General features: G+C 47.5%; 20 protein-coding genes. 9 read left to right on the top strand and 11 right to left on the bottom strand.

Going from position 1 to position 22,368, the window contains the following annotated elements:
* Positions 1-58: 58 nt before the first annotated feature.
* The 3 genes from L379_RS19915 to L379_RS0123815 form a co-directional block, all read right to left on the bottom strand.
* Complete coding sequence (locus L379_RS19915) at positions 59-1,354, bottom strand: DUF4670 domain-containing protein (RefSeq protein WP_032652392.1); 1,296 nt, start codon at positions 1,352-1,354, stop codon at positions 59-61.
* Between the two features lie 120 nt (positions 1,355-1,474).
* Positions 1,475-1,801: a helix-turn-helix domain-containing protein gene (locus L379_RS0123820; protein WP_032652391.1), complete on the bottom strand. Its 327-nt coding sequence runs from the start codon at positions 1,799-1,801 to the stop codon at positions 1,475-1,477.
* A 76-nt stretch (positions 1,802-1,877) separates the two neighbouring features.
* Positions 1,878-2,222, bottom strand: coding sequence for a helix-turn-helix domain-containing protein (locus L379_RS0123815; RefSeq protein ID WP_032652390.1), 345 nt, complete (start codon positions 2,220-2,222; stop codon positions 1,878-1,880).
* 76 nt (positions 2,223-2,298) lie between these two features.
* Here L379_RS0123815 and L379_RS19920 point away from each other — a divergent pair, with 76 nt between their 5' ends.
* The 3 genes from L379_RS19920 to L379_RS19930 all read left to right on the top strand — a co-directional run bounded on the left by L379_RS19920 (position 2,299) and on the right by L379_RS19930 (position 4,821).
* Positions 2,299-2,559 (top strand): helix-turn-helix domain-containing protein, encoded by a 261-nt coding sequence (locus L379_RS19920; protein WP_032652389.1) that lies wholly within the window; start codon positions 2,299-2,301, stop codon positions 2,557-2,559.
* Positions 2,556-3,293, top strand: coding sequence for a Crp/Fnr family transcriptional regulator (locus L379_RS19925; RefSeq protein WP_032652387.1), 738 nt, complete (start codon positions 2,556-2,558; stop codon positions 3,291-3,293). The genes L379_RS19920 and L379_RS19925 overlap by 4 nt, the downstream gene beginning before the upstream one ends.
* Positions 3,294-3,396: 103 nt before the next feature.
* On the top strand, positions 3,397-4,821 hold the full coding sequence (locus L379_RS19930; RefSeq protein WP_032652384.1) for a DNA cytosine methyltransferase: 1,425 nt from the start codon (positions 3,397-3,399) through the stop codon (positions 4,819-4,821).
* Between the two features lie 50 nt (positions 4,822-4,871).
* Here L379_RS19930 and L379_RS19935 read toward each other — a convergent pair whose 3' ends face one another.
* The 5 genes from L379_RS19935 to L379_RS19955 all read right to left on the bottom strand — a co-directional run bounded on the left by L379_RS19935 (position 4,872) and on the right by L379_RS19955 (position 10,674).
* Complete coding sequence (locus L379_RS19935) at positions 4,872-6,071, bottom strand: type II restriction endonuclease (protein WP_032652383.1); 1,200 nt, start codon at positions 6,069-6,071, stop codon at positions 4,872-4,874.
* 100 nt (positions 6,072-6,171) lie between these two features.
* Entirely contained in the window at positions 6,172-7,323 is a 1,152-nt protein-coding gene (locus L379_RS19940; RefSeq protein WP_032652382.1) for an anaerobic sulfatase maturase, read from the bottom strand.
* Positions 7,320-8,120, bottom strand: a complete 801-nt coding sequence (locus tag L379_RS19945; protein WP_032652381.1) for a sulfite exporter TauE/SafE family protein — start codon at positions 8,118-8,120, stop codon at positions 7,320-7,322. The genes L379_RS19940 and L379_RS19945 overlap by 4 nt, the downstream gene beginning before the upstream one ends.
* 3 nt (positions 8,121-8,123) lie before the next feature.
* Positions 8,124-9,416: a sulfatase-like hydrolase/transferase gene (locus L379_RS19950; protein WP_032652380.1), complete on the bottom strand. Its 1,293-nt coding sequence runs from the start codon at positions 9,414-9,416 to the stop codon at positions 8,124-8,126.
* Between the two features lie 13 nt (positions 9,417-9,429).
* Positions 9,430-10,674 (bottom strand): oligosaccharide MFS transporter, encoded by a 1,245-nt coding sequence (locus L379_RS19955; RefSeq protein ID WP_032652379.1) that lies wholly within the window; start codon positions 10,672-10,674, stop codon positions 9,430-9,432.
* Between the two features lie 314 nt (positions 10,675-10,988).
* Here L379_RS19955 and L379_RS19960 point away from each other — a divergent pair, with 314 nt between their 5' ends.
* The 6 genes from L379_RS19960 (at position 10,989) to L379_RS19980 (ending at position 18,609) form a co-directional block, all read left to right on the top strand.
* Positions 10,989-12,596 carry a hypothetical protein gene (locus L379_RS19960; RefSeq protein WP_032655525.1) on the top strand — a complete coding sequence of 536 codons (1,608 nt, stop codon included), beginning with the start codon at positions 10,989-10,991 and terminating at the stop codon, positions 12,594-12,596.
* Between the two features lie 99 nt (positions 12,597-12,695).
* Positions 12,696-13,628 carry a TIGR03756 family integrating conjugative element protein gene (locus L379_RS0123810; RefSeq protein ID WP_071992871.1) on the top strand — a complete coding sequence of 311 codons (933 nt, stop codon included), beginning with the start codon at positions 12,696-12,698 and terminating at the stop codon, positions 13,626-13,628.
* A 2-nt stretch (positions 13,629-13,630) separates the two neighbouring features.
* Complete coding sequence (locus tag L379_RS19965) at positions 13,631-14,998, top strand: integrating conjugative element protein (RefSeq protein WP_032652378.1); 1,368 nt, start codon at positions 13,631-13,633, stop codon at positions 14,996-14,998.
* Positions 14,995-15,252 carry a hypothetical protein gene (locus tag L379_RS19970; RefSeq protein WP_023180024.1) on the top strand — a complete coding sequence of 86 codons (258 nt, stop codon included), beginning with the start codon at positions 14,995-14,997 and terminating at the stop codon, positions 15,250-15,252. Before L379_RS19965 ends, L379_RS19970 begins: the two co-directional genes overlap by 4 nt.
* Entirely contained in the window at positions 15,249-16,727 is a 1,479-nt protein-coding gene (locus L379_RS19975) for a conjugal transfer protein TraG N-terminal domain-containing protein (protein ID WP_032652375.1), read from the top strand. The genes L379_RS19970 and L379_RS19975 overlap by 4 nt, the downstream gene beginning before the upstream one ends.
* Positions 16,728-16,818: 91 nt before the next feature.
* The gene (locus tag L379_RS19980) at positions 16,819-18,609 is read left to right on the top strand and encodes a DUF4209 domain-containing protein (RefSeq protein WP_050597025.1); all 1,791 of its coding nucleotides are present in this window, start codon (positions 16,819-16,821) and stop codon (positions 18,607-18,609) included.
* A gap of 67 nt (positions 18,610-18,676) precedes the next feature.
* On the opposite strand, the gene L379_RS19985 is transcribed toward L379_RS19980, so the two are convergent.
* From L379_RS19985 to L379_RS19995, 3 genes are read right to left on the bottom strand one after another with little or no spacing between them, the layout of a single operon-like run.
* The gene (locus L379_RS19985) at positions 18,677-19,774 is read right to left on the bottom strand and encodes a hypothetical protein (RefSeq protein WP_032652373.1); all 1,098 of its coding nucleotides are present in this window, start codon (positions 19,772-19,774) and stop codon (positions 18,677-18,679) included.
* 9 nt (positions 19,775-19,783) lie between these two features.
* Complete coding sequence (locus L379_RS19990; protein WP_032652371.1) at positions 19,784-20,380, bottom strand: hypothetical protein; 597 nt, start codon at positions 20,378-20,380, stop codon at positions 19,784-19,786.
* 3 nt (positions 20,381-20,383) lie between these two features.
* A complete protein-coding gene (locus L379_RS19995) occupies positions 20,384-22,366 on the bottom strand; it encodes an AAA family ATPase (protein WP_032652368.1) in 1,983 nt (660 codons plus the stop codon).
* Positions 22,367-22,368 lie beyond the last annotated feature (2 nt).

Genomic DNA, 22,368 nt, shown 5'->3' with positions numbered 1-22,368 from the left:
GACTGTCAAGCCGGATGGTGACTATAAGAAATACAGATTCCAAAACAGGGACAATCGTCTACGCTTTATCTAACCGTTCCTGCGGAATCCTCCATTTCATCAAACGCTCAGCCGCCTTATCTACCGACAAGAACTGCCGAGCCAGTTGTAAGCGCTCCATAATCTTTAACCTTTGTTGCTCATCAAAATCCACCGCATCCAACTCTGCTTCACGAAAAAACTGCTCTATACGCTTATCTTCTGCCCACTGCACCATAATAGCTTCCAGTTCGGCTAAGCTGGCGTTGTATGCCTCTTTTTCCCTTCTGACCCGCTCCTTTTCCCGATATCCCTTTTCATCCAGTTCCCACTGGATTCGCCGTTCTTCTGCTTTAATTCTGGCTTCTTCCTGCTGCTTCTTTATCAACGGAACAGCATCACGCATCGCGGAAATGATTTTCGGGATCTGGCTTATAAGCCCGCACTGTTTTGTCTGGCGAAACTCAGCCTGCCAGTTAGTTGACGAGTATGGCGAGTAGAGCTGTAGCAGAAATCGCCCCGTAGGTAACGTATGCCTGATAACGTAGCGAAATGGCTTTTCATAAGTTCCTCGCATCCAGCGGATCATTGTTTCATCACGAATGTATCGACCATTAACCTCCTTTGCCGGGACATATTCCGTCATTTCAGCCAAGCTAAAGCCGAACAGCATATCTTCAATGCAAATAATACTGGCTGAACAAGGGCGCCATAAACTGTCGTAGCGCAAACCTCCCTCTTTTGGATCTTCTTTGATATCGATGCCCTGACAATGAAGCCCCTCACCGCTTTCAGCTAATCGTACCCAATACCCTTGCTTTCCCAGTGCGGCAAAGAACCGACTCAGAAAATCGATAGCACTGTTGAATCCCGTTTCTGAAACATTCAGATCGAGTAGCTTCTTTTTCGTTGGTTTGTAGTAGCTGTCTTTTGTGACGGAAGAGACGGGAAGGTAAGTTTTGAGATCATCGATCAGTGCATAGCCACTACCTGCTGTCCTTGCTCGCTTTCGCGGTGCTGGCGCTGCTACTTTCGATGATATTTTTGTGGGAAGAGTAATGTCCTGGCTGGTTTTTCTGGGGGATTTTACTACCTTGCCACTCTTCAAATCAGGCAAAGCAGGCACCGCCGGTGCAGTTCCTTTCGCCAGCGCCTTCCAGTATCCGGCGAGCGGCCTCGGTATCCGTAATTCAGCGCATCGCTTTGCCAGTTGCTCTGTGCTGATGTTATAGAAAGAAGTAATACGCTCCTCAGGCTCGCGCCAGACAAGGTGATACAGCCCCTCCCTATCGTCAGGTAACGTTTGAGTTGTATTAGATTGCAGGCTCTCAGACATGGCATCCTCCCTTGCGGGAAAGATTATCAGAGAATCTGAATGACAGGTGATTGAATCAAATCACCTTTTTTGATGAAAAGATTGTAAGAATATAGTACCAATTCAGTGCTGGAAACCTACTTAGCTAACTATGCGGTGCCTCGCATAATCCATAAGCTCCTCCCGTTGTTTACTTGAAAATGACCAAAATATCAGCATTAAATCAGCTAAATCATCATCTTCGGCATAGAAATAAGCCAACGGAACACGTAAAACCTCTGATAACTTCTGCACAATCTCAGTATTGGGTTCATGTACTCCCTTTTCATACCGGTTGATGCGTGTACTCGCAACAAACTCATCTATACCTGCCGCAATCCCCAAACGTTTTTGAGAAAGCCCACTGGCTAACCGAGCCTGTTTCAAGCGTCGGCAAAAAATATCGTTGTAATAATTAGTCGTTTTCATAACTACGAGAATCGTAGTTTTTGCTTGCTGCAGATACTACGATTAACGTAGTATTGTTATATGACTAGAAAGAGGTTCAGGCATCTTCATCGGATGAAGTGCTTAGCATTTGCCGAGACATATCCAGTAATCGTAACTGCAAGTCTGATGAAAGCGTGGCGAAGTTGAGAATCAGTTCAGCAAGATTCTCATCCGAAGTGAACAGCCATGGTAGGGGGACATTCAACACATCAGCTATCCGTGCAGCGGTTTCCATATCGGGCTCATGAACACCTTTCTCGTAGCGATTGAAACGGGTACTTGCAACAGAAGGATCTACAGCCGCAGCAATCCCCACAGCAGTCTGAGAAATGTCTAAGCGCTGTCGGGCTTCTTTTAATCGACGGATGAAAACATCCCGTTGTCTGAGTTGTTTTTGCATAACTACGAGATTCGTAGTTTTTTAACGACTTAGATACTACGAAAAACGTAGCATCAGGATTAGAGAGGTAAACGGAATGATTAAAAAAGACTGGCACCCTGCCGACATCATCGCCGCCCTGCACAAACGCGGCACCAGTATGGCAGCGGTCTCGCGGGAAGCGGGGCTGGCCTCCTCAACGCTGGCGAATGCACTTTCACGTCCCTGGCCGAAAGGCGAGTGGCTGGTTGCCCGCGCACTCAACGTTCACCCTTCGGAAATCTGGCCCAGCCGTTACGAGGAAGAAGGCGAACAGCGGCAACCCAAAAATCCGCTCCCCGTCAGGTGCAGGTTATGACTGTTGCCGACACCAGCCTGAACAGCATTCCCCCGCCGGTTCAGATTCAGCAGGCGGCCATACCACCGCCAGCAGAAATGCCGTTTCTTTCTGCCCCGGTTCATAACCACACCGCTTTTCACTACACCCGATTTACCCGCCACGCCCTGCTGCGCCCTATCGCCCGTGAAACGGGAAGTCGAATCTACCTTCAGGAACAACCCACCTGTGGTTTCTGGTATCTGAACCATGGCGTCATTGGCCTGCACCACACATTAAAAAATGGCAAAGAACTGCTGGTCCGCGCCTGCCAGCAAGGTGAATGGTTTGGTTATCTGGGGTTGTTTGGTACGGAGTTCTATCACTGCCATGCCTGCGTTTTGCAGACCGCATCGCTGTGCCACGTCATTCCACATTCCAACAGCGAGTTCCTGCATCATTACCCGCAGTTTGCTCATTTCCTGCTAAACCAGGTGGTGGCGAATCTGTCCGATGCGGAGCATCGCATGACCTGGATCGCCCGTTACCGCACCCGTCACCGGGTTCTAAGCAGCCTCTGGTATCTGACGCGGTATTTTCCCGGCTATGACTGGACGTGGCGTGAAGTGGCAGAGTTTGCCGGGTGTGAGACAGAAACCGCGTTACGGTTCAGTAAGGAATTAAGACAGGCCGGAATACTGGATGATTCACAGCGCCGCCTGCATGTTCCTCATCCAGAAAAACTGGCAACGTTATTGGCTAATACCCATAGTTAGTACATCTTGTTGGATCCATATACTGATCAAATATCCAGAACAAATCATTTCATCTGGGTCAAATGAGTGATATATTTTCACCCATAAACCCCGAGGAGGCGTTATGTCTGAATTCGATTTATTTGCGCAGGAGCTGCTCGAAAAAGCAGAAGCTGAAGAAAAACAACAACAAGAGCGCGACAGGAAGCTGATTGATCGGGTACTTGAAATTTACGACCAGAAGTATGTCGCAGAACTGCTAAGAAAAATAGGTAAAAATGAGTGGAGCCGCGAAACCCTTAACCGCTGGATAAATGGCAAGTGTGAGCCAAAATCGCTTACCATGGCTGAAGAAGCGCTGTTACGGAAAATGCTGCCGGAGCAACCCGCTCATCATCCTGACTATGATTTCCGCTTTATTGACCTGTTTGCCGGTATTGGTGGTATCCGTAAAGGATTCGAGGCCATCGGCGGGCAATGCGTTTTTACCAGCGAATGGAATAAAGAAGCGGTACGTACCTACAAAGCAAACTGGTACAACGATGAAGAAGCGCACACATTCAATCTGGATATCCGGGAAGTTACACTGAGTGGAGAAGAAGGCATTTCTGAAGAGAAGGCCTACGCTCATATCGATCAACACATCCCGGATCATGACGTCCTGCTGGCCGGTTTTCCCTGCCAGCCATTCAGTCTGGCAGGTGTAAGTAAGAAAAACTCGCTCGGACGCGCACATGGATTTGAATGTGAAGCGCAAGGGACTCTGTTTTTCGATGTCGCCCGTATAATCAAGGCGAAGCAACCAGCCATTTTTGTGCTGGAGAACGTGAAAAACCTTAAGAGCCATGACAAAGGCAAAACGTTTAAAGTCATTATGGATACCCTTGATGAATTAGGCTATGAAGTCGCTGATGCCAATATCACAGGGAAAGATGATCCTAAAATTATTGATGGTAAAAATTTCCTGCCACAACATCGTGAGCGTATTGTTCTAGTCGGATTCCGCCGTGACCTTAATATCCATCAGGGATTCACATTAAAGAATATTCATAAATTCTACCCTGAGAAAAGACCAACATTTGGTCAGCTTCTGGACCCTGCGGTTGACAGCAAATATATCCTGAGCCCTAAGTTATGGGAATATCTCTATAACTATGCTAAAAAGCATGCTGCCAAAGGTAATGGGTTCGGTTTTGGTCTGGTTGATCCGAATAATGAAAACAGCGTCGCGAGAACATTATCCGCTCGTTACCATAAAGATGGCTCTGAAATTCTCATCGACAGAGGATGGGATAAAGAACTCGGCGAAATCGATTTCTCTAATCCAAAGAATCAGGAACAAAGGCCAAGAAGACTGACGCCTCATGAATGCGCCAGACTGATGGGTTTTGAGCAACCCGGTGGCAAGCCATTCCGGATCCCCGTTTCCGACACCCAGGCCTATCGCCAGTTCGGGAACTCAGTGGTCGTTCCCGTTTTTGAAGCCGTGGCAAAACTGCTTCAGCCTTATATTATGAAAGTCGCTGCAAGCAAGGCGACCAAAAAATAATATAAATAGCTCCCCCGGAATTTATCCGGGGGATAACAGAATCAAATTATTTAATCGACATACAATGCTTTAGTTTCATCGATAAATGTTTCTAACGAAATAAGGTATTCCCGGACAGTTTTCGGGTACTTATCATGAAGGCTACTGGGCACAACCAACCTGACATTTTCCTGCTGCATCTCCTGAAATTGGGCAACAGAAACACCTTCCTGAAGGGTAAAGAGGTAAATGTCCTGAATTCTGTCTGCCTCATTTAATATCTGCCGCCAGCGATCTTTACAGGTTGTTTTTACCGCTAACATACGCAACTTCTGCTCTGGAAAAGCTTCATCGTGATAAGCTTGCGCAGAGGGGAATAAAAAATCTGGTTTCTTATTTCCTTCCGTGACGGCCTGAGTCTCAAAAGTTGTCAGTCCGTGCTCATTGAAAAGCTGTTCAAGATGCAGTTCCAGTGATTTCCCGGCTCGTGATTTTCGTCTGTTGCTTACGGAATTCGCCAGTGCAATAAATTCATTTACTGAATCAAACCCAGACTGAACCATACCCAGAACATGCATTTCCTCCACCAGCAGGAAAATTTCATACTCAACACGACGACGTTCAATCAGTTGCTTATCCGGGCCAACAACATTTGGAGAATAGTGAGCTGCTGCATACTCGATAATCTCCTTGCCAGAAGGAAAATGCGTTCTCCACTCTTCCGGAAGACGATACTCACTGGAGACAGGTTCTTTTAAAGCCAGGCCGCCCAGAATCTCATTTGCAGGGCCATAGACTAGCGAACCGGGAACAATCTCTCCGAGTGATGACTCAACAATATCTTCTTCTTCAGCGTCATAACACACCCAGATATCGACAAATTGACTATCTGCCCCCTGCCGATGGTCAAACGCCAGTAACGCTAGTGCCCCCGTGTTCTCAGGGTTTTGCAGAGGATTTTTTCCTCCGCCCCATCGGGTGATACGCTTTTCATTTCGGGTCTTACCAAAGAAACGACCATTGTAATAAACGGCCCTGGCCTCGGTGTCCGGGCAACTGTGCGAGGAGGTATGCGCATTCAGCGTCACAGACGGGTTAAGATCCCTTGTATGATTAATGGAAGGGAAAAGATGCTCAACAATGCCAGAAGGTATGTAAATGCCAACCTGATGCCCACCCGTCGCACCAGTATCGTTGGCTGACAGGCGCTTGATGAACATATAGGTGTCACTGGTTGACTTATCTAAAAGCCATGAATGTAGCCCCGACATCATCACTTCCTCGCTGTAAAAATATCGCTGATTTATACAGGGTTATCCTGCCACAGCTGCGCCTCTCTGAATATGCAGTTTTATGTTAAAAAATAAGATATTACTTCTTCAGACTATCTATCTCCGTCATCACTCTGGCCGGAGACTGCTGCACACGAATCTGCTGCACCATATAGGTCATGTATGGATCCATATGGCTGAAGATCATGCGATATCCGGCACAAAGATGATTTAATCGATCGTTTACCCGGTGCTTCGGACAACCGCCCTGGCAGGCAAAACGCCACGGACAACGATGGCAATTATCCGGTAGCTGCGCTTTCTGCTGGCCGAACCGCCGTTGTGCTTTACTCACAACCAGCTTTTCCAGCGGCTGCTGTAGCAGATTACCGAGTCGGTGTTCCGCATCCACATAGTGATCGCAACTGTAAACATCGCCGTTCTGCTCAACCACCAGCCCTCGTCCGCAGGTAGGCTGCATCACACACAACGCCGGGCGTTCGCCCAGCCACGCCGCCAGTGAGTTATCAAAAAGCTGAACGAATACCCGCCCGACATCATGACGTACCCATTCATCGAAGATGGCGATCATAAATCGCCCGTAATCTTCCCCCGTCACTGACCAGGGCAACAACCCGCATTGGGCGTCATACTCCACCACCGGAATAAACTGGAGAAATTCAGCCCCCACTTCACGCGTCAGAAAACGGTAAATTTCCAGTGGAGCTTGTGCCGTCACGTTGTTCACTACGGTCAGGATATTGACGTCCACACCGTGACGCTTCAGACAGTCCAGCGCCGCCATCACCTGCTCAAATACGGGCTTACCACTGCCTGTCTTGCGATAATGATTGTGCAGATGCGCCGGGCCATCCAGCGATATGCCCACCAGAAACTGATGCTGAGCCAGAAATACCGCCCATTCGTCGTCAATCAGTACGCCATTGGTCTGAAGGCTGTTGGTAATACGCTTATTCCCGGCATAGCGCTGCTGGAGCGCCACGGCCCGGCGATAAAAATCAAGCCCGGCCAGCGTGGGCTCGCCGCCCTGCCAGGTAAAGTTCACCTCCGTGCCGGGTGATGCCGCGATGTACTGGCGAATATACGTTTCCAGTACCTTATCGGACATATGCCGCTGTCCGCAGGTATCCCGCAGCACACCCTGCCCTTTTGCCAGGTAAAAACAGTAATCACAGGCCAGATTACAGCGCCAGCCCGCAGGCTTCGCCATCAGATGAAAAGCGAGTTTCATAGCGTCACCAGAATCAGCGTGGCAATCATCAGCAACACTCCGGAGAAAACGCGCTGTAGCCAGCATTCAGGTAGCAGAGTGCGCAACCTCATGCTGATCGGCTGGAACGCCAGTGTGCAGAGAAAAATCACGGCTACAATAGCCATATTGACGTAACCAAACTGCATCGCCGGTGGTAATGCACCAGTATCAGGCGCAGTATGATACAGATAGCTGACGACCGTTCCGGCGCTGCCGAACAGCATCATCCAGTTGCAGTACACAGCGATATGCTGGCGCGGGATCCCGGAGAGCTGCGACATCAGCGGTGCGAGCACGGAACCACCACCCAGCCCGGTTAATCCGGCCACGGCGCCACCGGCGGTACACAGTAACATCCCAGCGCTGCGCGTCCGGTTATCTGGCTGTACGTTTTCGCTGGTTGTCTGGTGCGAAAATCCACAGCGTAATGCCAGCCCCACGAGAACCAACGCAAACAACATCAGCAGCACCTTATCCGACAGCAAAAAGCTGGCATACACGCCCGCCTGCATTCCCGTTGCCATCCCCAGCGACCAGAGCACCAGCAGCCGCGGATTTAAACGGATCCCTTGTCGCCAGAAGGCGCAGACGTTAATCAACGCGCTCAGCATCACCACCGTCAGGGACGTCGCGGCCAGCACCTGCACAGCACATTGCGGAAATAACAGATGCAGCACTGGCACGAGCAGAATGCTGCCCCCAACGCCAAACAGCGCCGAGAGCAGACTGGTTGCCAGACCACAGCCGCAGAGTGCGGCAATCATCCATGCAGTCATCACTTACTCCACCGGAACAATGACGGGCAGGTCTTCACCAATCGCCGTCATTTTACGGCCAATATCCTGACGTAATTTATCGCGGATACGCGCATGTTCCGGGCTGGCAATCAGATTCTGGCGCTCCCACGGGTCGTTCAGCAGGTCATAAAGCTGGCTCTCCACGTAAATCATCGCGGCAGACTCATTCCACGGATCGCTACCGGGCGCGACAATTTCATATTTCCAGCGCGGTGTGCGCAGCGCCCGACCGACTTCCGACTCACTAATCTGGATCAGCACTTCTTCATCCCAGTGACCTGCATCAAGGGCGGTTTGCAGATCACGCCCCACCATGGCATCAGGAACCGTAATACCTGCCACACTCAGCATCGTGACCGGAATATCCAGCAGCGTCACCAGATGTTCCACCGTTCTGCCACCGCTGAACGGCCCGCCCCGCGCCACGCAGGGAATACGAATGCTGGACTCATGGCACGAGCGTTTGTATTCATCATTACGGGTGCGGAAGTGACAGCCGTGATCGCTGAAGAACAGGATAATGGTGTTGTCGTATTCGCCGCTGGCCTTCAGGTAATCGACAATACGCCCGAGATTTTCATCCAGGTTCTGGCACATGCCGTAATAATCAGGGAGGTTCTGCGGCCAGTCGCCGGGGCGGTTAATCAGATCCGGCGGCACCGATGCCGTCTGGAAGCGTTCGGCGTAGCCATCCGGGGCGACAAAACGCGCCATATCGTTCTGGAAGTGCGGCTCCAGGTAAGAAAGGAATAGCAGGAACGGATTATCCCGCTGGCGATTTTTCAGGTAATCGAGCGCGAACGTAGTCTGGTCATCCACCCGGTAGCCATCGAAATGCACCGGCTGGTTATCGTTATCAAAAAAGTGACCGCCATAAGGATGCGATGTATGTTCCAGCGCATCTGCCGCCAGCCAGTATTGCCATCCGCCGCGCAGTTCTTCCGGCACCGGTTTTTCATCCAGATCCGCCAAGTGCCACTTTCCGATATAGGCAGTATCATATCCCGCCTGATTGAACAGTTTCGCCAGCGTCACCTCATCCTGTCGCATGGCGATATTATTGCGATAACAGCCGTTCTGCGTCGGGTAACGCCCGGTTTGCAGGCAGGAACGCGCCGGGCCGCAGACCGGCTGGACGGTAAAAGCGTTTTCGAACTTCACACCCTCGCGGGCAAGCTGGTCCAGCACAGGGGTAGTACTGACGGCAGAATTGTAGCAGCCCACCGTGTCCCAGCGCTGTTGATCGGTGAAAAAGACCAGAATATTCGGTTGCATAATGTTCTCTCCATTAGAGTGTGGCGGGCGTGCGGACGTCTGCCGTTTTCTGGCGTGGGGTTGAAGTCAGCAGGAAAGCGGACAACAGAGTAAACGCGGCAGTGATACTGCCGAGGATCAGATAGGCGCTATGGAATCCGATGGTGTCGTAGAGATGACCCGCGACGGTCGATAAAATAATAGCGGCGGACTGCTTGATAAACATTACGCCCACCAGGTAGATCGTCCCGGACAGACGAGTATCAAAAACGTCAGCAATATATTTGAAAATACCAATCAGCAGAAAAGGCACTTCAAAATTATGCAGCATCCGTAAGAAGAGCACTTCAATCGGCCCAGTGGCAAAGGAGGAACCGATGATCCGAATCGTCATAATGGTACCGGTAATTAATAGTGCATTCTTGCTACCTATATATTTATTAATCAGCAGTGGAATAAAAAACATCACCGCAGCATCGCCAAGATTCCCTGCTGTAGTGATATAACCGAATGCTCTTGCCGCCTGTTCCTGATGGTTAAAGAAGCGGGTAAAGAAATTAATAAACTGCTGGTCGAAAACATCGTAAATACAGGCAACACCCAATACATATAATGTGAAATACCAGAACTGGCGAAGTTTGAATAGCTCCAGCACGCTCACCTTTTGCTGGCGGACCTGCTCCGCCTCAATACCCGGCAGCGGCTCAGAACGAGCAACCAGCAGGATCACCACCAGCAATAAAGCCAGCGCCGAACCAATCCAGTAAATCCATGTCGGATCGAAACCATAAAGAATACCGGAGATGGTGGCGCAGGCCGCCGATCCAAAGCAGCCAAACAGCCGTGGACGTCCGTACTCAAAGCCCCGATTACGGCTAACTTTCTCGACAAAAGCTTCCACTGCACCATAGCCTGCGTGGAAGATAAATCCCAGATACAGCCCGCCCACCACCAGCCCAATCGCAAAGTGGCTTTGCAGCAGCGGGGTATACACGTAAATAAAGAACGGCGCGAAGAGCACCATCAGGATAACGATCAGCCACAGCAGGTGTTTTTTCGGCCCCAGCTTATCCGTTACCCAACCCAGCAGCGGTTGCAGGCAGATAGCCGCCACGGCAAAGGAGGAAAACACCATACCAATATGCGTTTTATCCAGCCCCACCATCCGGGTTAGCCACATGGGTAAAAACAAGAAGCAGGAAGACCAGTTGTAGTAATAGAACAGGAAAAAGAATCCCCAGAGGATCACATTCCATCGGGTGTCATGTGTTTTAATCATTGCCGCCACCTTAATAAGCATCATCAAACAGAGGCACTGTTTTCCGACGACAACGACGCAGAACAGTGTGCGGGAATGGTAAAAAACAAAGGGCCAGAATGCTTATAACAACTGTCATATCAAAATTGATAATTTTGTGACTCTTACCACATTCGTGAGCAGAAACGTCGTTTCATACCCGGCATTTACCGTCTGTATCAAACCGTAAGCAAATGGCACCGTGTGGTCTGTCTGGCAATATCCCTTTCTTAATTTTGTTAATGATTAACAGCCAGTTTTATTACCCCGATTCATTCATAAATGAGGCTAATATCATGACAACTTATCTATCAAAGAATATCAGCCGGTATAAGGGGAGTAATCTGCGGTACAGGTTATTCTTTACGGCACTCACGCTGTTATTTTCTTTTTCCCTCCACGCACAGTCACTTTATATAGATTGCTCCGCTACCGTTGACGGTGATGGCACCGCCAGCAATCCTATTAATTCGATCAGTACGCTTAACAACCATGAGTTGCATCCGGGAGACAGCATACTGTTTCGCCGTGGCACCACCTGTAATGGCGAAGTGGTCGCCGCAACTTCCGGCTCAGAGAATGCCCCAGTGATCTATGATGCCTGGGGCGAAGGAACGGCGTTACCTCGCATAGAAGCAAACGGCAACGAAGCGGCTTTCCACATAACAGATGTCAGTTGGGTAACGGTACAGAATCTGGAACTTTCGGCCAGCGGCGATGGAAAATCCCCCCGCCGGGGATTATGGGTTAGCGCCACCGACAGTGGAGAACATCAGGGGATCCGCCTTCAGCACCTGAATATTCATGATGTCCGTGGAGAAATGCCAGCCACAAAAAATCCTTCGGACAGCAGCATCGGCAAATATGCCCATGCGTCCGGCGGCATTGTGGTGGAGGCGCTCGGTAACACCACACCCACCTGGTTTAGCAGGCTGGATATCAGCGATAATATTATTCACGCCGTCGATCGCGAGGGGATCTACACCTGGTCCAACTGGTGTCAGCGCCCGGAACTGGTCGAGTTCTGGTACAGCTTATGTACTGCGAAGTGGCAGCCATTCAACAATACCCATATCAGCCATAATATGCTTTCTGACATCGGTGGCGATGGCATCGCGCCCATGACCAGTACGGACAGTACGGTGGAATACAACGTACTGAACGGTTTTAATATGCGCTCCGGCTCGCCAAACGCCGGAATGTGGTCGGCCAACAGCGACAATATCGTTTACCAATACAATTTCGCTTCAGGAGGCCATACTACACAGGACGGTATGTCTTACGATGTCGATCACTCAACGAATGGCATTGTCTATCAGTACAATATTTCCTCGGGCAACGAAGGTGGCTTTTTCCTGCTTTGTCCCTATGGGTACGATGTACCCGGCAAATCGCGCAACTTCGTAATCCGCTATAACCTGTCCGTGGCGGACAGAACCCGCACCTTCCAGGTATGCAGCGGCGGCGTGATTAACGGCCAGATCTACAACAACACTATTTTGCTGCCGCCAGACACAACCAGCGCCCATCTCATTCTGACAGAAGGGGCAACCAACGATGGTGCAGTTGAGCTGAAGCTGACTAACAACATCCTGATGGGTGATGGCTCTGGCGTTACTCCAGTCTGGGACTACAACGACTCCGCTATTACTGGCGACCACAATCTCTACAACAATGTTCCGGTAATGCCCTCGGATAGCTATGCGTTAATCGACGATCCACGACTGGCTAACCCCAGCCCAGAGAATGTGCTCTGGCGGGACTATTTACCGCAACCCGGTTCACCGGCCATTAATGCGGGGATCGCTGTTACTGGCGCTCCTGCACACGATGCGTTAAATCAGACTATCGGAACACCGCCGACTATCGGCGCACTGGAACCGGAAAGTAGCTCCCGGCGATAACCACAGCAGTATATCTTTCCAGGCAGTATTGAATTTCTTACTGCGCTAAATGCTTCCTCCGCGTACACCATTTTGTATTCATCGTGTCGCGGAGGAAACATGCTCAGGCGTAGATTGTTCTTCATACCGCTACTGTGCCTGTCCAATCTCGCACAGGCCATCACCACGCCAGAAATCGCCGTTTCCGCGCTGTCGCCGGAATGCGTGCATTACCAGATTGTGGGCGTCTGCTACTGGCTGTTCTGCTCACCTTTTGGCTGCTCGGTACGCACGTCAGTGAAGGTACGGCATTTCCGCCCGGACCTGGTGGTATCAGCCTACAGCGTAACCGGACAAAATCCGTGGACCGAGATGTCGCCACTCAGCTCGCCGCTGCCCGGTATCGCTGAAGCCGGTGGTGATACCAATCCCCGTGCCGTCGGCCAGCACAGTAAAGTCCGCTTCAAGAACGCAGATGCAATAGGCTTTCCTGCCGGTGATGCGTTGGCAAATTTCTTCTCTCAGTTTGGCTATGTCTGCGCCCCGTCATCACAGCCTTTCCTCCCCTACTTTCTCAGCACGCTGGATGCGCTCGCCTGGCGCAGCGGCGTACCGGAGATGTTTTATCCGGAGGCATTAACGCCCGGACTGCGCGAAGTGAGTAAAGACGGCGATATGTGGGGCAATATCTACCCGCGAGCCGGAGCGCTCAGCCAGACGCATGACTACAAGACCGGGGCAGTCATCGCCCAACGCGCTGCCGATCTGGTAACGCGCAATGGTCAGCAGCATGTTTATATTCCGCTGACTGCCTCTTCACACGACGGTTACTGGCCGCCTGATCCAGTTACAGAGGGCGACATCAGTAATCATCAGTGGCAGATGCTGGTTCCAAAAAAATCCGCCTCCTGCGCCATCTTCCCAGATGGCTCCTCCACCGATTCTTACGCCGATAAACTGGCGGAAGATGGCGCATATGTCTGGACGTTGTGGCGGCCCTATAAATGCTGCCCGCGTCGTGGGCAGACCTTTCTTGGCAGCAGCGGAGGTTAACGATGCGCTCAGCCTGGTGTCTTCTGTTCGTCGCCTTTTTCGCCCCGGCGGCTGATAAATATCAGTATCAGCAACAGGGGGCGATCAGCGACTGGATGTATTACCGCATCGGCGGCGGTGCGGCCATTCCCCCTTCCGCAACCCGGCGTAACACCTTCCCACTAACGGCAGGTGTAAGCTGGAACAGCGATATGATGTGCGGCAATTTCGATATTGATACCACGGTGCGCAACCAGCTCAACGGTGTGACGGACGGCTTCCAGCAGCTGATGGGAGAGGTTATCGAAAGCGCAACCAGCGCGGTCGCCAGCCTGCCCGCTATGGTGATCCAGCGTGCCAATCCTCAGCTCTACGATCTGCTGACCAACGGCGTACTTCAGGGACGGCTCGACTTCGATAAATCACTGTTAAGTTGCCAGAAGATGGCGGGCAAGATGACCGATTATGCGCTCGGTCCAGCTTGGACGCAGAGCGCCCAAGCGGAGAACTATCAGGGCATTGCGGCCAGCGAAAAAGACGCCGTTCGCGCCGACCAGCGAGCAGCCGAAGAAGCGGCAGAGAAAGGCAAACGCTGGGTTGGTGGCGAACGTCGGGGCGGTAAAGGCCAGCCGCCCATTAAACTGGTTCGCGATACGACGGTCGCAGGCTACAACATCCTCAATAATCGCAGCGCGACCAGTACCAGTTCGGTATCCAGCAACGACTGTCAGGGTGAACTTTGCCAAGTATGGAGCAAACCCGACGACGCTGCGCAATGGCTGACTCGCGTAGTTGGCGAGCAAACCATTAACGTCGCCCCGGATAACGATCAATCCGGCGACACTGACCAGCAAAGTGGCGCACAATCGGGCGTCGGGCTGACGCCACTGATTCAGGAAGAGCAGGATAAGATCCAGCCGCTGATTATCGATATGGTGAACCACAGCCAGCCCGTTAACGATGACACGCTGGCGCAGGCCAGCGGTGGTGAACTGCATCTGACGCGAGGCGTGATTGAAGCGCTGCGCGACGATCCCGATGCAGCGGTGCTTATCCAGCGCCTCTCCGGCGAACTGGCGCTCTCCCGCGTGATGGAACAGGCGCTGATGGCCCGGCGCACGCTGCTGGCTGGGATGCGCGAACCTAATATCTCCGGTGAAAAGGAGGCGCAAACCGCACTGACCCAGACCACCACCCAGCTCGACCAGGAACTGTCACAGCTTAAACTGGAACTGGATATGCGCCAGTCGCTGGCAGATAACGCCGCACTGACCATCCTTGAACGCCAGACCATGCGGGCGAAGACTAAAGGTCAGGCTGTCGGCGTAGAGGACGATACCGACAAACGGATGGACGATCTCAGCAAACCTACTGGCGGGGATACGCAATGAAACGGCTGATACTGTCCGGCTCCCTGCTTCTGGTCTGCATGGCAGTGATGTTTTATCTGGCTGCTGACAATACACCGCAGATTAACCGCAGCGACCTGCTGCCCTGGCGCATAATGCTGTACGGTGTGATTTGTGGTGTGGGCTGGCATCTGTATGACCGCTTGCCGCCACATCGTCCGGCAATCCGCCGTATCGCGTTGATATTTATCGTACTGATTGTACTCAACGAAATCGTGCCGGAGGTGTTCCGGTGACAACCAACAGCTATCTGGAATACTTTCTGACGCTGCTCGGCTGGGTGGTCAATAACGGGCTGTGGAATGCGATTAGCGCCACCGGGTTATTCGCCCTGCCGCTGCTGATTAAGCTGCTGGCGCTGTGGCTACAGGCCAGAAACCAGGGAGCGGATGAGGGCAACAAAGCCGCGCTGTCCCTGGTATGGACCGAGCACCTGATGTACACCTCGCTGCTGGTGATTATGTTCACCTGCGTACCGATGTTGAACATCGACCTCGATACCATCAAATATGACACCACGCGCTCAAAGCTGTGCGGAATGTCGGTACCACAACCCGCCAATACCGGCTATCAGCCGATTATTAACTCACTGGGCGGCAAAACCGCCGCCGTCCCGGTCTGGTGGTACTTTATTCATGTGATCAGCAAAGGCATCACCAGCGCAACGGTTGCCACCCTGCCCTGCCAACCCGATCTACGTCAGATCCGTTTTGAGGTGCAGCACACCCGAATCAAGGATCCTGCGCTGGCTCAGGAACTGCGGGATTTTGTCGAGGAGTGTTATGCCCCTTCCCGCGCCCGTCTGAAATTCCGCGCCAGAGAGCTGGACGATGACACCAGTGACGATACGGCCTGGCTGGGATCATCGTACTTTCTCAACACGGCTGGTTACTACGATACCGATCATGCGCTTTCACCACATAGCGACTGGTCGTATAGCGCATCACGCGATGCCGGGTTGGTCGATACAGGTGCCGGTGGCTACCCTACCTGTAAACAGTGGTGGGCCGATGACACCGTTGGTCTGAAAGCCCGGCTACTGCAACTCCCGGCCCCGGATATCTGGACGGCGTTTAAAAAGCTCGGTCAGTCGCAGACAGTATATGAAGAGGCCGTGCTGCGTTCGTTGGTCAGCGAGCGCAATATGCAGGTATCGCAGGATGGACGTGTTTACCCCGGCTACGGCGGTAATGTCGATGGCACCGTCGCCAATGCCGCCACCCGACTGGCATCCAGCGCCGGAAATATCCTCAGCAGCATAGCCGCGTTCCCGGCATTCGACAGCGTGCGTCAGGCGCTACCGATGGTGCAGGCGCTGCTGCAAATGGCGTTGGTGATCTGTATTCCACTGATAACGCTCTGCTCGGCGTGGGATGTGAAGGTGGTGATGACGCTGACGTTTGTACAGTTTGCGCTGTTCTTCCTCACCTTTTGGTGGGAGCTGGCGCGGTGGCTCGATAGCTGGTTGCTGGATGTACTCTACAACAGCGATACCCACAGTAGCTGGAATCTGGCCGGGATCCAGAATACGCAGGATGACGTGATTATCAATCTGGTGATGGGGTCGATGTTTCTGGTGCTGCCGACGTTCTGGCTGGGGGCGATGACGTGGGCGGGAGCGAGGGTTGGCGTGGCAGTGAATGGGGCGCTGGCGGGTGGGATTAAGGTGGCTCAGGATAGCGGGGGGAAGGCTGGGGGACGGTTGTTGTAACAAAATAAATAATGCAACATTTCCCTAAAACAGCAGACATAAAGTGAGTTACAACTGATCCATCGCGAATTAATAAAGAAGACTTAATGACATGACTTTTACTTCGGATCTTTTCCTCGCTAGCAGATGGCAAGAGGCGGCCTCAAGCACCACACATGGTTATCATTCATTAAAATGTAACTTTCAGGAACTGGCGGAGGCTTATCATAGGGAAGCATCAGAAGTACTTTCGAATATGATGAATTTTTTCGCAAGTCTCTGCTCTATGGCACTGACACCAGAAAGCCCCAACGAACCTTACAGACCATTTATAACGTCTTCAAATAGTAGCAGTATGATTCCAGACGATCTTACCGAAGAAGATCTTATATTTATAGAGTCTATTTTGGTTCATATAGACTTTCCAATACTTAAAGCTCGTCTGGCAGATATATTGTGGTTATGTAAACGTCCGAGAAGAGTTGAACATGCCAGAATTGTTATATCATCATACTTAGCCCTTCCAATAACTAGTGAGGAATGGAAGAAAGGTGAACAGCTATGTTGGGAAAGGGCCATAGCACTTAGTTTTCAAGTAAAAGACTTCACAACAATTGATATAATAAAACAGCGCCTCGCAGAAGCATTGACATTGAGCTATGAAGATTTTCCACTAATGCGATACCGCATAGGTGAATCAATCAATAGAACGAATTTATTCGGGAATGATACAGATGCAATTGCCCAAACCCTTTTTGAAATAGGGGATGAGATCACCGTACCTGAAACCATGTCATTAGCCTTTCATATCAAGCGGTCATATTTTAAAGTATCAGAGAAGTTATTTAGAAAAGCAAAAGAGTTCAATCGAGCTATCACCTGCCAAGTAAGAATCGCCGAAACATTCGTCAAGGAAGCTGAGCAGCGACTTTCTGGTGAAAATCCAAATCCCGGTGTTGCGAACAGCTTTTATGAAGACGCTTTGCAAGCCTATCGTAAAGTTCCACAAGCCGATAGAGCTGAATATAATGTAGAGCGTAAATTAGAAGAAATCGAACAAGCCATTCTCAGAACAGGAGCCGAGGCGCTTGAGAATATGTATGAGATTCGAACAGATGGTATTGATTTATCAACCCAAGCTGAGCAAGCTATTGCTCATGTTACAAACAAACATCCACTGGAGATGGCGATTTTATATTTTACTGGTTTTATTACAGAAAGTTATACGACGTTAAGAGAACAGGCTAGTGCCAGTTTAGCCGAACCAAGTTTTCTAAATACTATTGGAAGAACAATAGTATCACAAGATGGACGTATGATTGCCAGAACTCCAAGTATATCAAATAATAATAGTGCATCAGATGATGAATTGATCATTTTTAGTAAAATCATGGAGATATTTAACTTCAATCTGAGTATTATTGTTAATGGGACTCTTATTCCGGCTCTCGATCAAATTATAATGGAACACCGTATAACTAAAGATGACATGGAAGCATTGTGCTTTTATTCGTCAATAATACCACGAAGCTATAATAAATCTGTTGCCAACGCATTATGGTATGGTTTTGAACGTGACTTTCGAACGGCTATATATCTATTATGTCCACAAATCGAGAATATTATACGCCAAAAATTAAAAAGTGCTGGAGTAAACACAACTAATACAGATGAAAACGGAATTACTCAAGAAGTTGGCATGGGAACATTACTTAACTTTGATTCTGCTACAGATTTATTTGGGGAGAATCTTTGTTTCGAGTTGAAGGCTATTTTCACTGACGCACTTGGTCCTAACCTGAGGAATAATATTGCTCACGGCTTACTGGATGATGATAGTTCAAACTCTGAGGCATGTGTTTATGCTTGGTGGCTAACACTAAAGACAATTATAGAACATTAATATATTCTCGGAAATAATAGAAGAATGATCAGACTTTTAAATAGTCTGATCATTCTAAGAATATAATTTACAAGCTAGAATATCTAGGCCTTAGATAAAACCTTAGAGGTTTATTAAAGTAAGGCAATAAATCATATTTAGAGTCATACGTAATTTCTTTGTCTTCATAGAAAAAAGCATCATCTATAGAGACCTTATCAGAGATATTTTTTAACGATTCTCGCCTAGCATCAAAAACAACAAGGTAAGCCTGAGGGATACTTTCAGTACAACTTCTTATTTCTCGGTCAATATAATCAATAAGCTGTTGCGCTCCATCATGAGCTCTCGAATCCCAATAAGTAGTAAATGGTTTTTTGACGTCTTTTGGATTTTCCTTAATAGAAGAACCTAACCATTTAATTTCGATCAAAGCCGTTGCCCGACTCCCATACCAAGACACCTTTATATCAACGGGTTTAGTCTCATCAGTATTATGCTCAGCCTTAACTTCCACCCCCTTGCCTAAAACAAGTGTTAAAGCCTGAGTGAGTGAATCCCTCATAATTGATTCAGGTTTATTACTAAGTATTAACCTAGGCCCTGTCACTCCACCATGCCAGATATTTTGAAGGATTTTGCATGTCGTTTCCTTTGCCATTTTTATATAATAAGTATCTAATGCTTCATCTAAAGAATGATATGTAGGAATACTAAAATTGCTAACCATAATAGGTGAAGGAGGGTGAACAAAATCCTCATTACTTTTTATTATAAATTTCTCAACGCCTTTATAGAAATTATATATAATATAATCATTGACTAGCTCATATGTTTCAAAACACACATCTGAGCTATATAGATAATAGTCTCCCCCCTCCATTAACTCAATTACAACATTGCTTTTTTTAATTTTCCCCAATTCAAATTGGATATCTTCAATATTGAAACCATGAATAGATTCAGGCCATTCTTCCAATAGAGAACTCGAAGAGTTCTGAGTCACTCTCATTACAATTGTGAAATTGAAAGAAATATTTTCTGCAGGGTAATGCTGATATATTATTTTAAGTTGATTTTGTAAAGATGTAAGACACTCTCTTCCTTCATTACCAAAAGCCTGATAGGCATGCAAATTAGGATTTCCCGCAATAATTTTCTGAAGTTTATCTATGTTTATTTTCATAGTTAATTGTCATCCTTCACTTCTCATAACTCGAGCTGAAAGCCAAATTACCGCTGGAGATAAAAGGTCTTTATTTTCCTTTCCAATTAATTCTGATATAACTTCATATTCTTTATATAATAAATCGATATCATCTTCTTCCAACAATAATGCTGCTTGAGATATTGTTTTATTTAAAATGAAACCTGGAGTATCTTTAATCGCATACCTAATTGCTCCTGGTGGTATACTAAGAGCACATTCTAAAGATGTTTTAATTAACTCACGCCGTTTAGGTATTTCGTCTACAAAATAAAAATTTTCAATTTCTTTAGTTACAAGCTCAGGGTTAGGGGAAAAAAGCCCATTTTCATCAACAAAAATGAAACCTTTTTTTTCTAACATATCGATCGAGTTTTGTAGATCTCTCGAAAATGGAAAGCCATTTTCAGTAACAGTATAGCTATACCCCCAATTACTAACTGCATTTCCCTGAAATAAGGCAAGAACACAGCCTAAGTAAGAAAAAAGATGATATTCAATGAAAGAAATTGGACGAAGAGATTCAGGTAATTCATCCATAATCAATAACGAGTCATAATAAGATTTTGGCGAAAAGCTATCCATAATTTACTCCATAGCCATTTCAATTTGTTTATAGGCATCGATGAACAAAACTTCCTCACTTTTCTGAACTTCCGTCAAATTCGTCCATTCTGTCATCTTAACAATTTGCATACCATCTAATTTCTGTTGTTTAGCCAAGCGAAGAACTAAATACGAACTTCGTAAATTAGCAGTCATTATTATAAAATTATTCATCTTTGCATATTTTGAGAACATTGAACCAGCACGTGCTTCATATGCTATATCTAAAGAACCTTCAGGCGTATCAATCAATAATGTTGCAGGGCCTTCACACATAAATTCAGTAATTGCCATACGCAATGCTATATCAATAAAGAAACGCTGACTTTCAGATAATTTATCTGAAGTTGGCCTCAGTTTATCATTCATTTTCAAAGTTAAACCAAAACCTGCGTTATTTTTACTTTTATGATGTTCAAGCTGAACATCCACAGACATACCTATAAACTCTTCTGCCAACTCTCTAAAACGAAAGACAAATGAGTCCGCATAATTATTATAATTTGACTTTAATGTTTTCTCATGAATACGGAGTTTTTCACGTAACTCATCTCTTTTTTCATAATTTTCCTTACTTATTCTATTCAACTTATCTCTTTGATTTTTAATATTATTTATTTCACTCCCGAGATAAGAAGCATCAGGTATATTCTCAAGATATTTTAAATCTGGATTAACATTTTCAAAACTATTCATTGTATCTAGCGCTGCTTGCTCATTATTTTCTGCAATATTTAGCTCTAATGTCACCCGTTCCAGTATTGTGAATGTGCTATCCAATTCATGTTTTATTTTATTTCTATCTATATCAATATCTTTTAATGTTTGCAGAGCCTGCTTATCTTCATTGTCTTTATTGCTAACATTAGACATACATAAAGGGCATTGTTCAGAAGATATTATAGCATTTATTCTTTGTGATACATCTGTACTATCAGAATTGCATAAGGCACATTTATTATCTTCAATACTAAGCTTTATTATTGGATGGTGGGTAAGATGGCTTATATTAGATAATCTTGATGAAAATGCTTTTCTATATTGCACTTCAAGAGCCGAATATTTTGAGCTCAGTTCAGCACATTTTATTTCAAGCTCTCTCTTTTGTAATTGCTTAATTTGCGTCCTCTTTTGAGACTCAACGTAATTATCTTTTAGCTTTTTATGTTCCTCCATTATTTCGCTATCAGTTAAGCTACTATTATCATGATTATTTTTTATTAGTTTAAGTAGTTCATCTATTTGTTGCGTTAACTGCCTTGCTGCAAACTTAGCATTTCGACCTCGAGAACTTTCCTTCTCCATTTCATTTTGTAATTTATCGGTCAAAGCAGCTATACTAGGATCTGTTCCAAATGCTATATATAAGGCATTCGTTAGAATATTATCATTCCATAACAGTAAATGTCTGGATTCATCAAAAACCATCAAGAAGTGAAAGAGAAAAACATATTGACTGAAATCTTGTAGTCCAGACCACTCACATATTTTTGTTTTATAAATATCATCTATTGTCGATGATAAAACTTCAGGTGCAGTATAATTACTAATTTTATTATTTTCTTTAATGGTTAAATTAGAGACTTTGCAATCACCGAAGATATATCTTTCTAGTTTAATTTTATTATTATTACATTCTAATTCGACTAAAACCCTTGCATCAGACCTTAGGGATTCACTAATTCTGCCATCATAATAATCATGTGTTCGCGATGGTTTTAGTGCATTTTTGTAATAATCCTGGGCCGAAAGGAAACTACGTTCTATAAGAGGAATAGCGCCAGTTATAGCATATGTAATTGTATTCAAAAATGTCGATTTCCCTAAGCCATTAGCGCCTATGAGACAATAAACCTCTTTGGATATCGTAGTATCTATATCAGGAGTATTGGTATACAAATCAAAATTAAAAAGTTGAACCCTTTTTATTATAGGTAACGATATTTTATTCCTTATATTTGCCATTT

The organism is Enterobacter sp. MGH 33, assembly GCF_000534535.1.
Classification (GTDB): Bacteria; Pseudomonadota; Gammaproteobacteria; order Enterobacterales; family Enterobacteriaceae; genus Enterobacter; species Enterobacter hormaechei_C.
This window is presented reverse-complemented; position numbering and strand designations above follow the sequence as displayed.

What these genes read in the sequence shown, in the direction of transcription:
- L379_RS19955 (WP_032652379.1), bottom strand. Translation starts at nt 10,674, where the DNA reads ATGATTAAAACACATGACACCCGATGGAATGTGATCCTCTGGGGATTC.
- L379_RS19985 (WP_032652373.1), bottom strand. Translation starts at nt 19,774, where the DNA reads ATGAAAATAAACATAGATAAACTTCAGAAAATTATTGCGGGAAATCCT.
- L379_RS19950 (WP_032652380.1), bottom strand. Translation starts at nt 9,416, where the DNA reads ATGCAACCGAATATTCTGGTCTTTTTCACCGATCAACAGCGCTGGGAC.
- L379_RS19960 (WP_032655525.1), top strand. Translation starts at nt 10,989, where the DNA reads ATGACAACTTATCTATCAAAGAATATCAGCCGGTATAAGGGGAGTAAT.
- L379_RS19940 (WP_032652382.1), bottom strand. Translation starts at nt 7,323, where the DNA reads ATGAAACTCGCTTTTCATCTGATGGCGAAGCCTGCGGGCTGGCGCTGT.
- L379_RS19935 (WP_032652383.1), bottom strand. Translation starts at nt 6,071, where the DNA reads ATGTCGGGGCTACATTCATGGCTTTTAGATAAGTCAACCAGTGACACC.
- L379_RS0123815 (WP_032652390.1), bottom strand. Translation starts at nt 2,222, where the DNA reads ATGCAAAAACAACTCAGACAACGGGATGTTTTCATCCGTCGATTAAAA.
- L379_RS19945 (WP_032652381.1), bottom strand. Translation starts at nt 8,120, where the DNA reads ATGACTGCATGGATGATTGCCGCACTCTGCGGCTGTGGTCTGGCAACC.
- L379_RS19965 (WP_032652378.1), top strand. Translation starts at nt 13,631, where the DNA reads ATGCGCTCAGCCTGGTGTCTTCTGTTCGTCGCCTTTTTCGCCCCGGCG.
- L379_RS19925 (WP_032652387.1), top strand. Translation starts at nt 2,556, where the DNA reads ATGACTGTTGCCGACACCAGCCTGAACAGCATTCCCCCGCCGGTTCAG.
- L379_RS19990 (WP_032652371.1), bottom strand. Translation starts at nt 20,380, where the DNA reads ATGGATAGCTTTTCGCCAAAATCTTATTATGACTCGTTATTGATTATG.
- L379_RS19930 (WP_032652384.1), top strand. Translation starts at nt 3,397, where the DNA reads ATGTCTGAATTCGATTTATTTGCGCAGGAGCTGCTCGAAAAAGCAGAA.
- L379_RS19995 (WP_032652368.1), bottom strand. Translation starts at nt 22,366, where the DNA reads ATGGCAAATATAAGGAATAAAATATCGTTACCTATAATAAAAAGGGTT.
- L379_RS0123820 (WP_032652391.1), bottom strand. Translation starts at nt 1,801, where the DNA reads ATGAAAACGACTAATTATTACAACGATATTTTTTGCCGACGCTTGAAA.
- L379_RS19980 (WP_050597025.1), top strand. Translation starts at nt 16,819, where the DNA reads ATGACTTTTACTTCGGATCTTTTCCTCGCTAGCAGATGGCAAGAGGCG.
- L379_RS19920 (WP_032652389.1), top strand. Translation starts at nt 2,299, where the DNA reads ATGATTAAAAAAGACTGGCACCCTGCCGACATCATCGCCGCCCTGCAC.
- L379_RS0123810 (WP_071992871.1), top strand. Translation starts at nt 12,696, where the DNA reads ATGCTCAGGCGTAGATTGTTCTTCATACCGCTACTGTGCCTGTCCAAT.
- L379_RS19915 (WP_032652392.1), bottom strand. Translation starts at nt 1,354, where the DNA reads ATGTCTGAGAGCCTGCAATCTAATACAACTCAAACGTTACCTGACGAT.
- L379_RS19970 (WP_023180024.1), top strand. Translation starts at nt 14,995, where the DNA reads ATGAAACGGCTGATACTGTCCGGCTCCCTGCTTCTGGTCTGCATGGCA.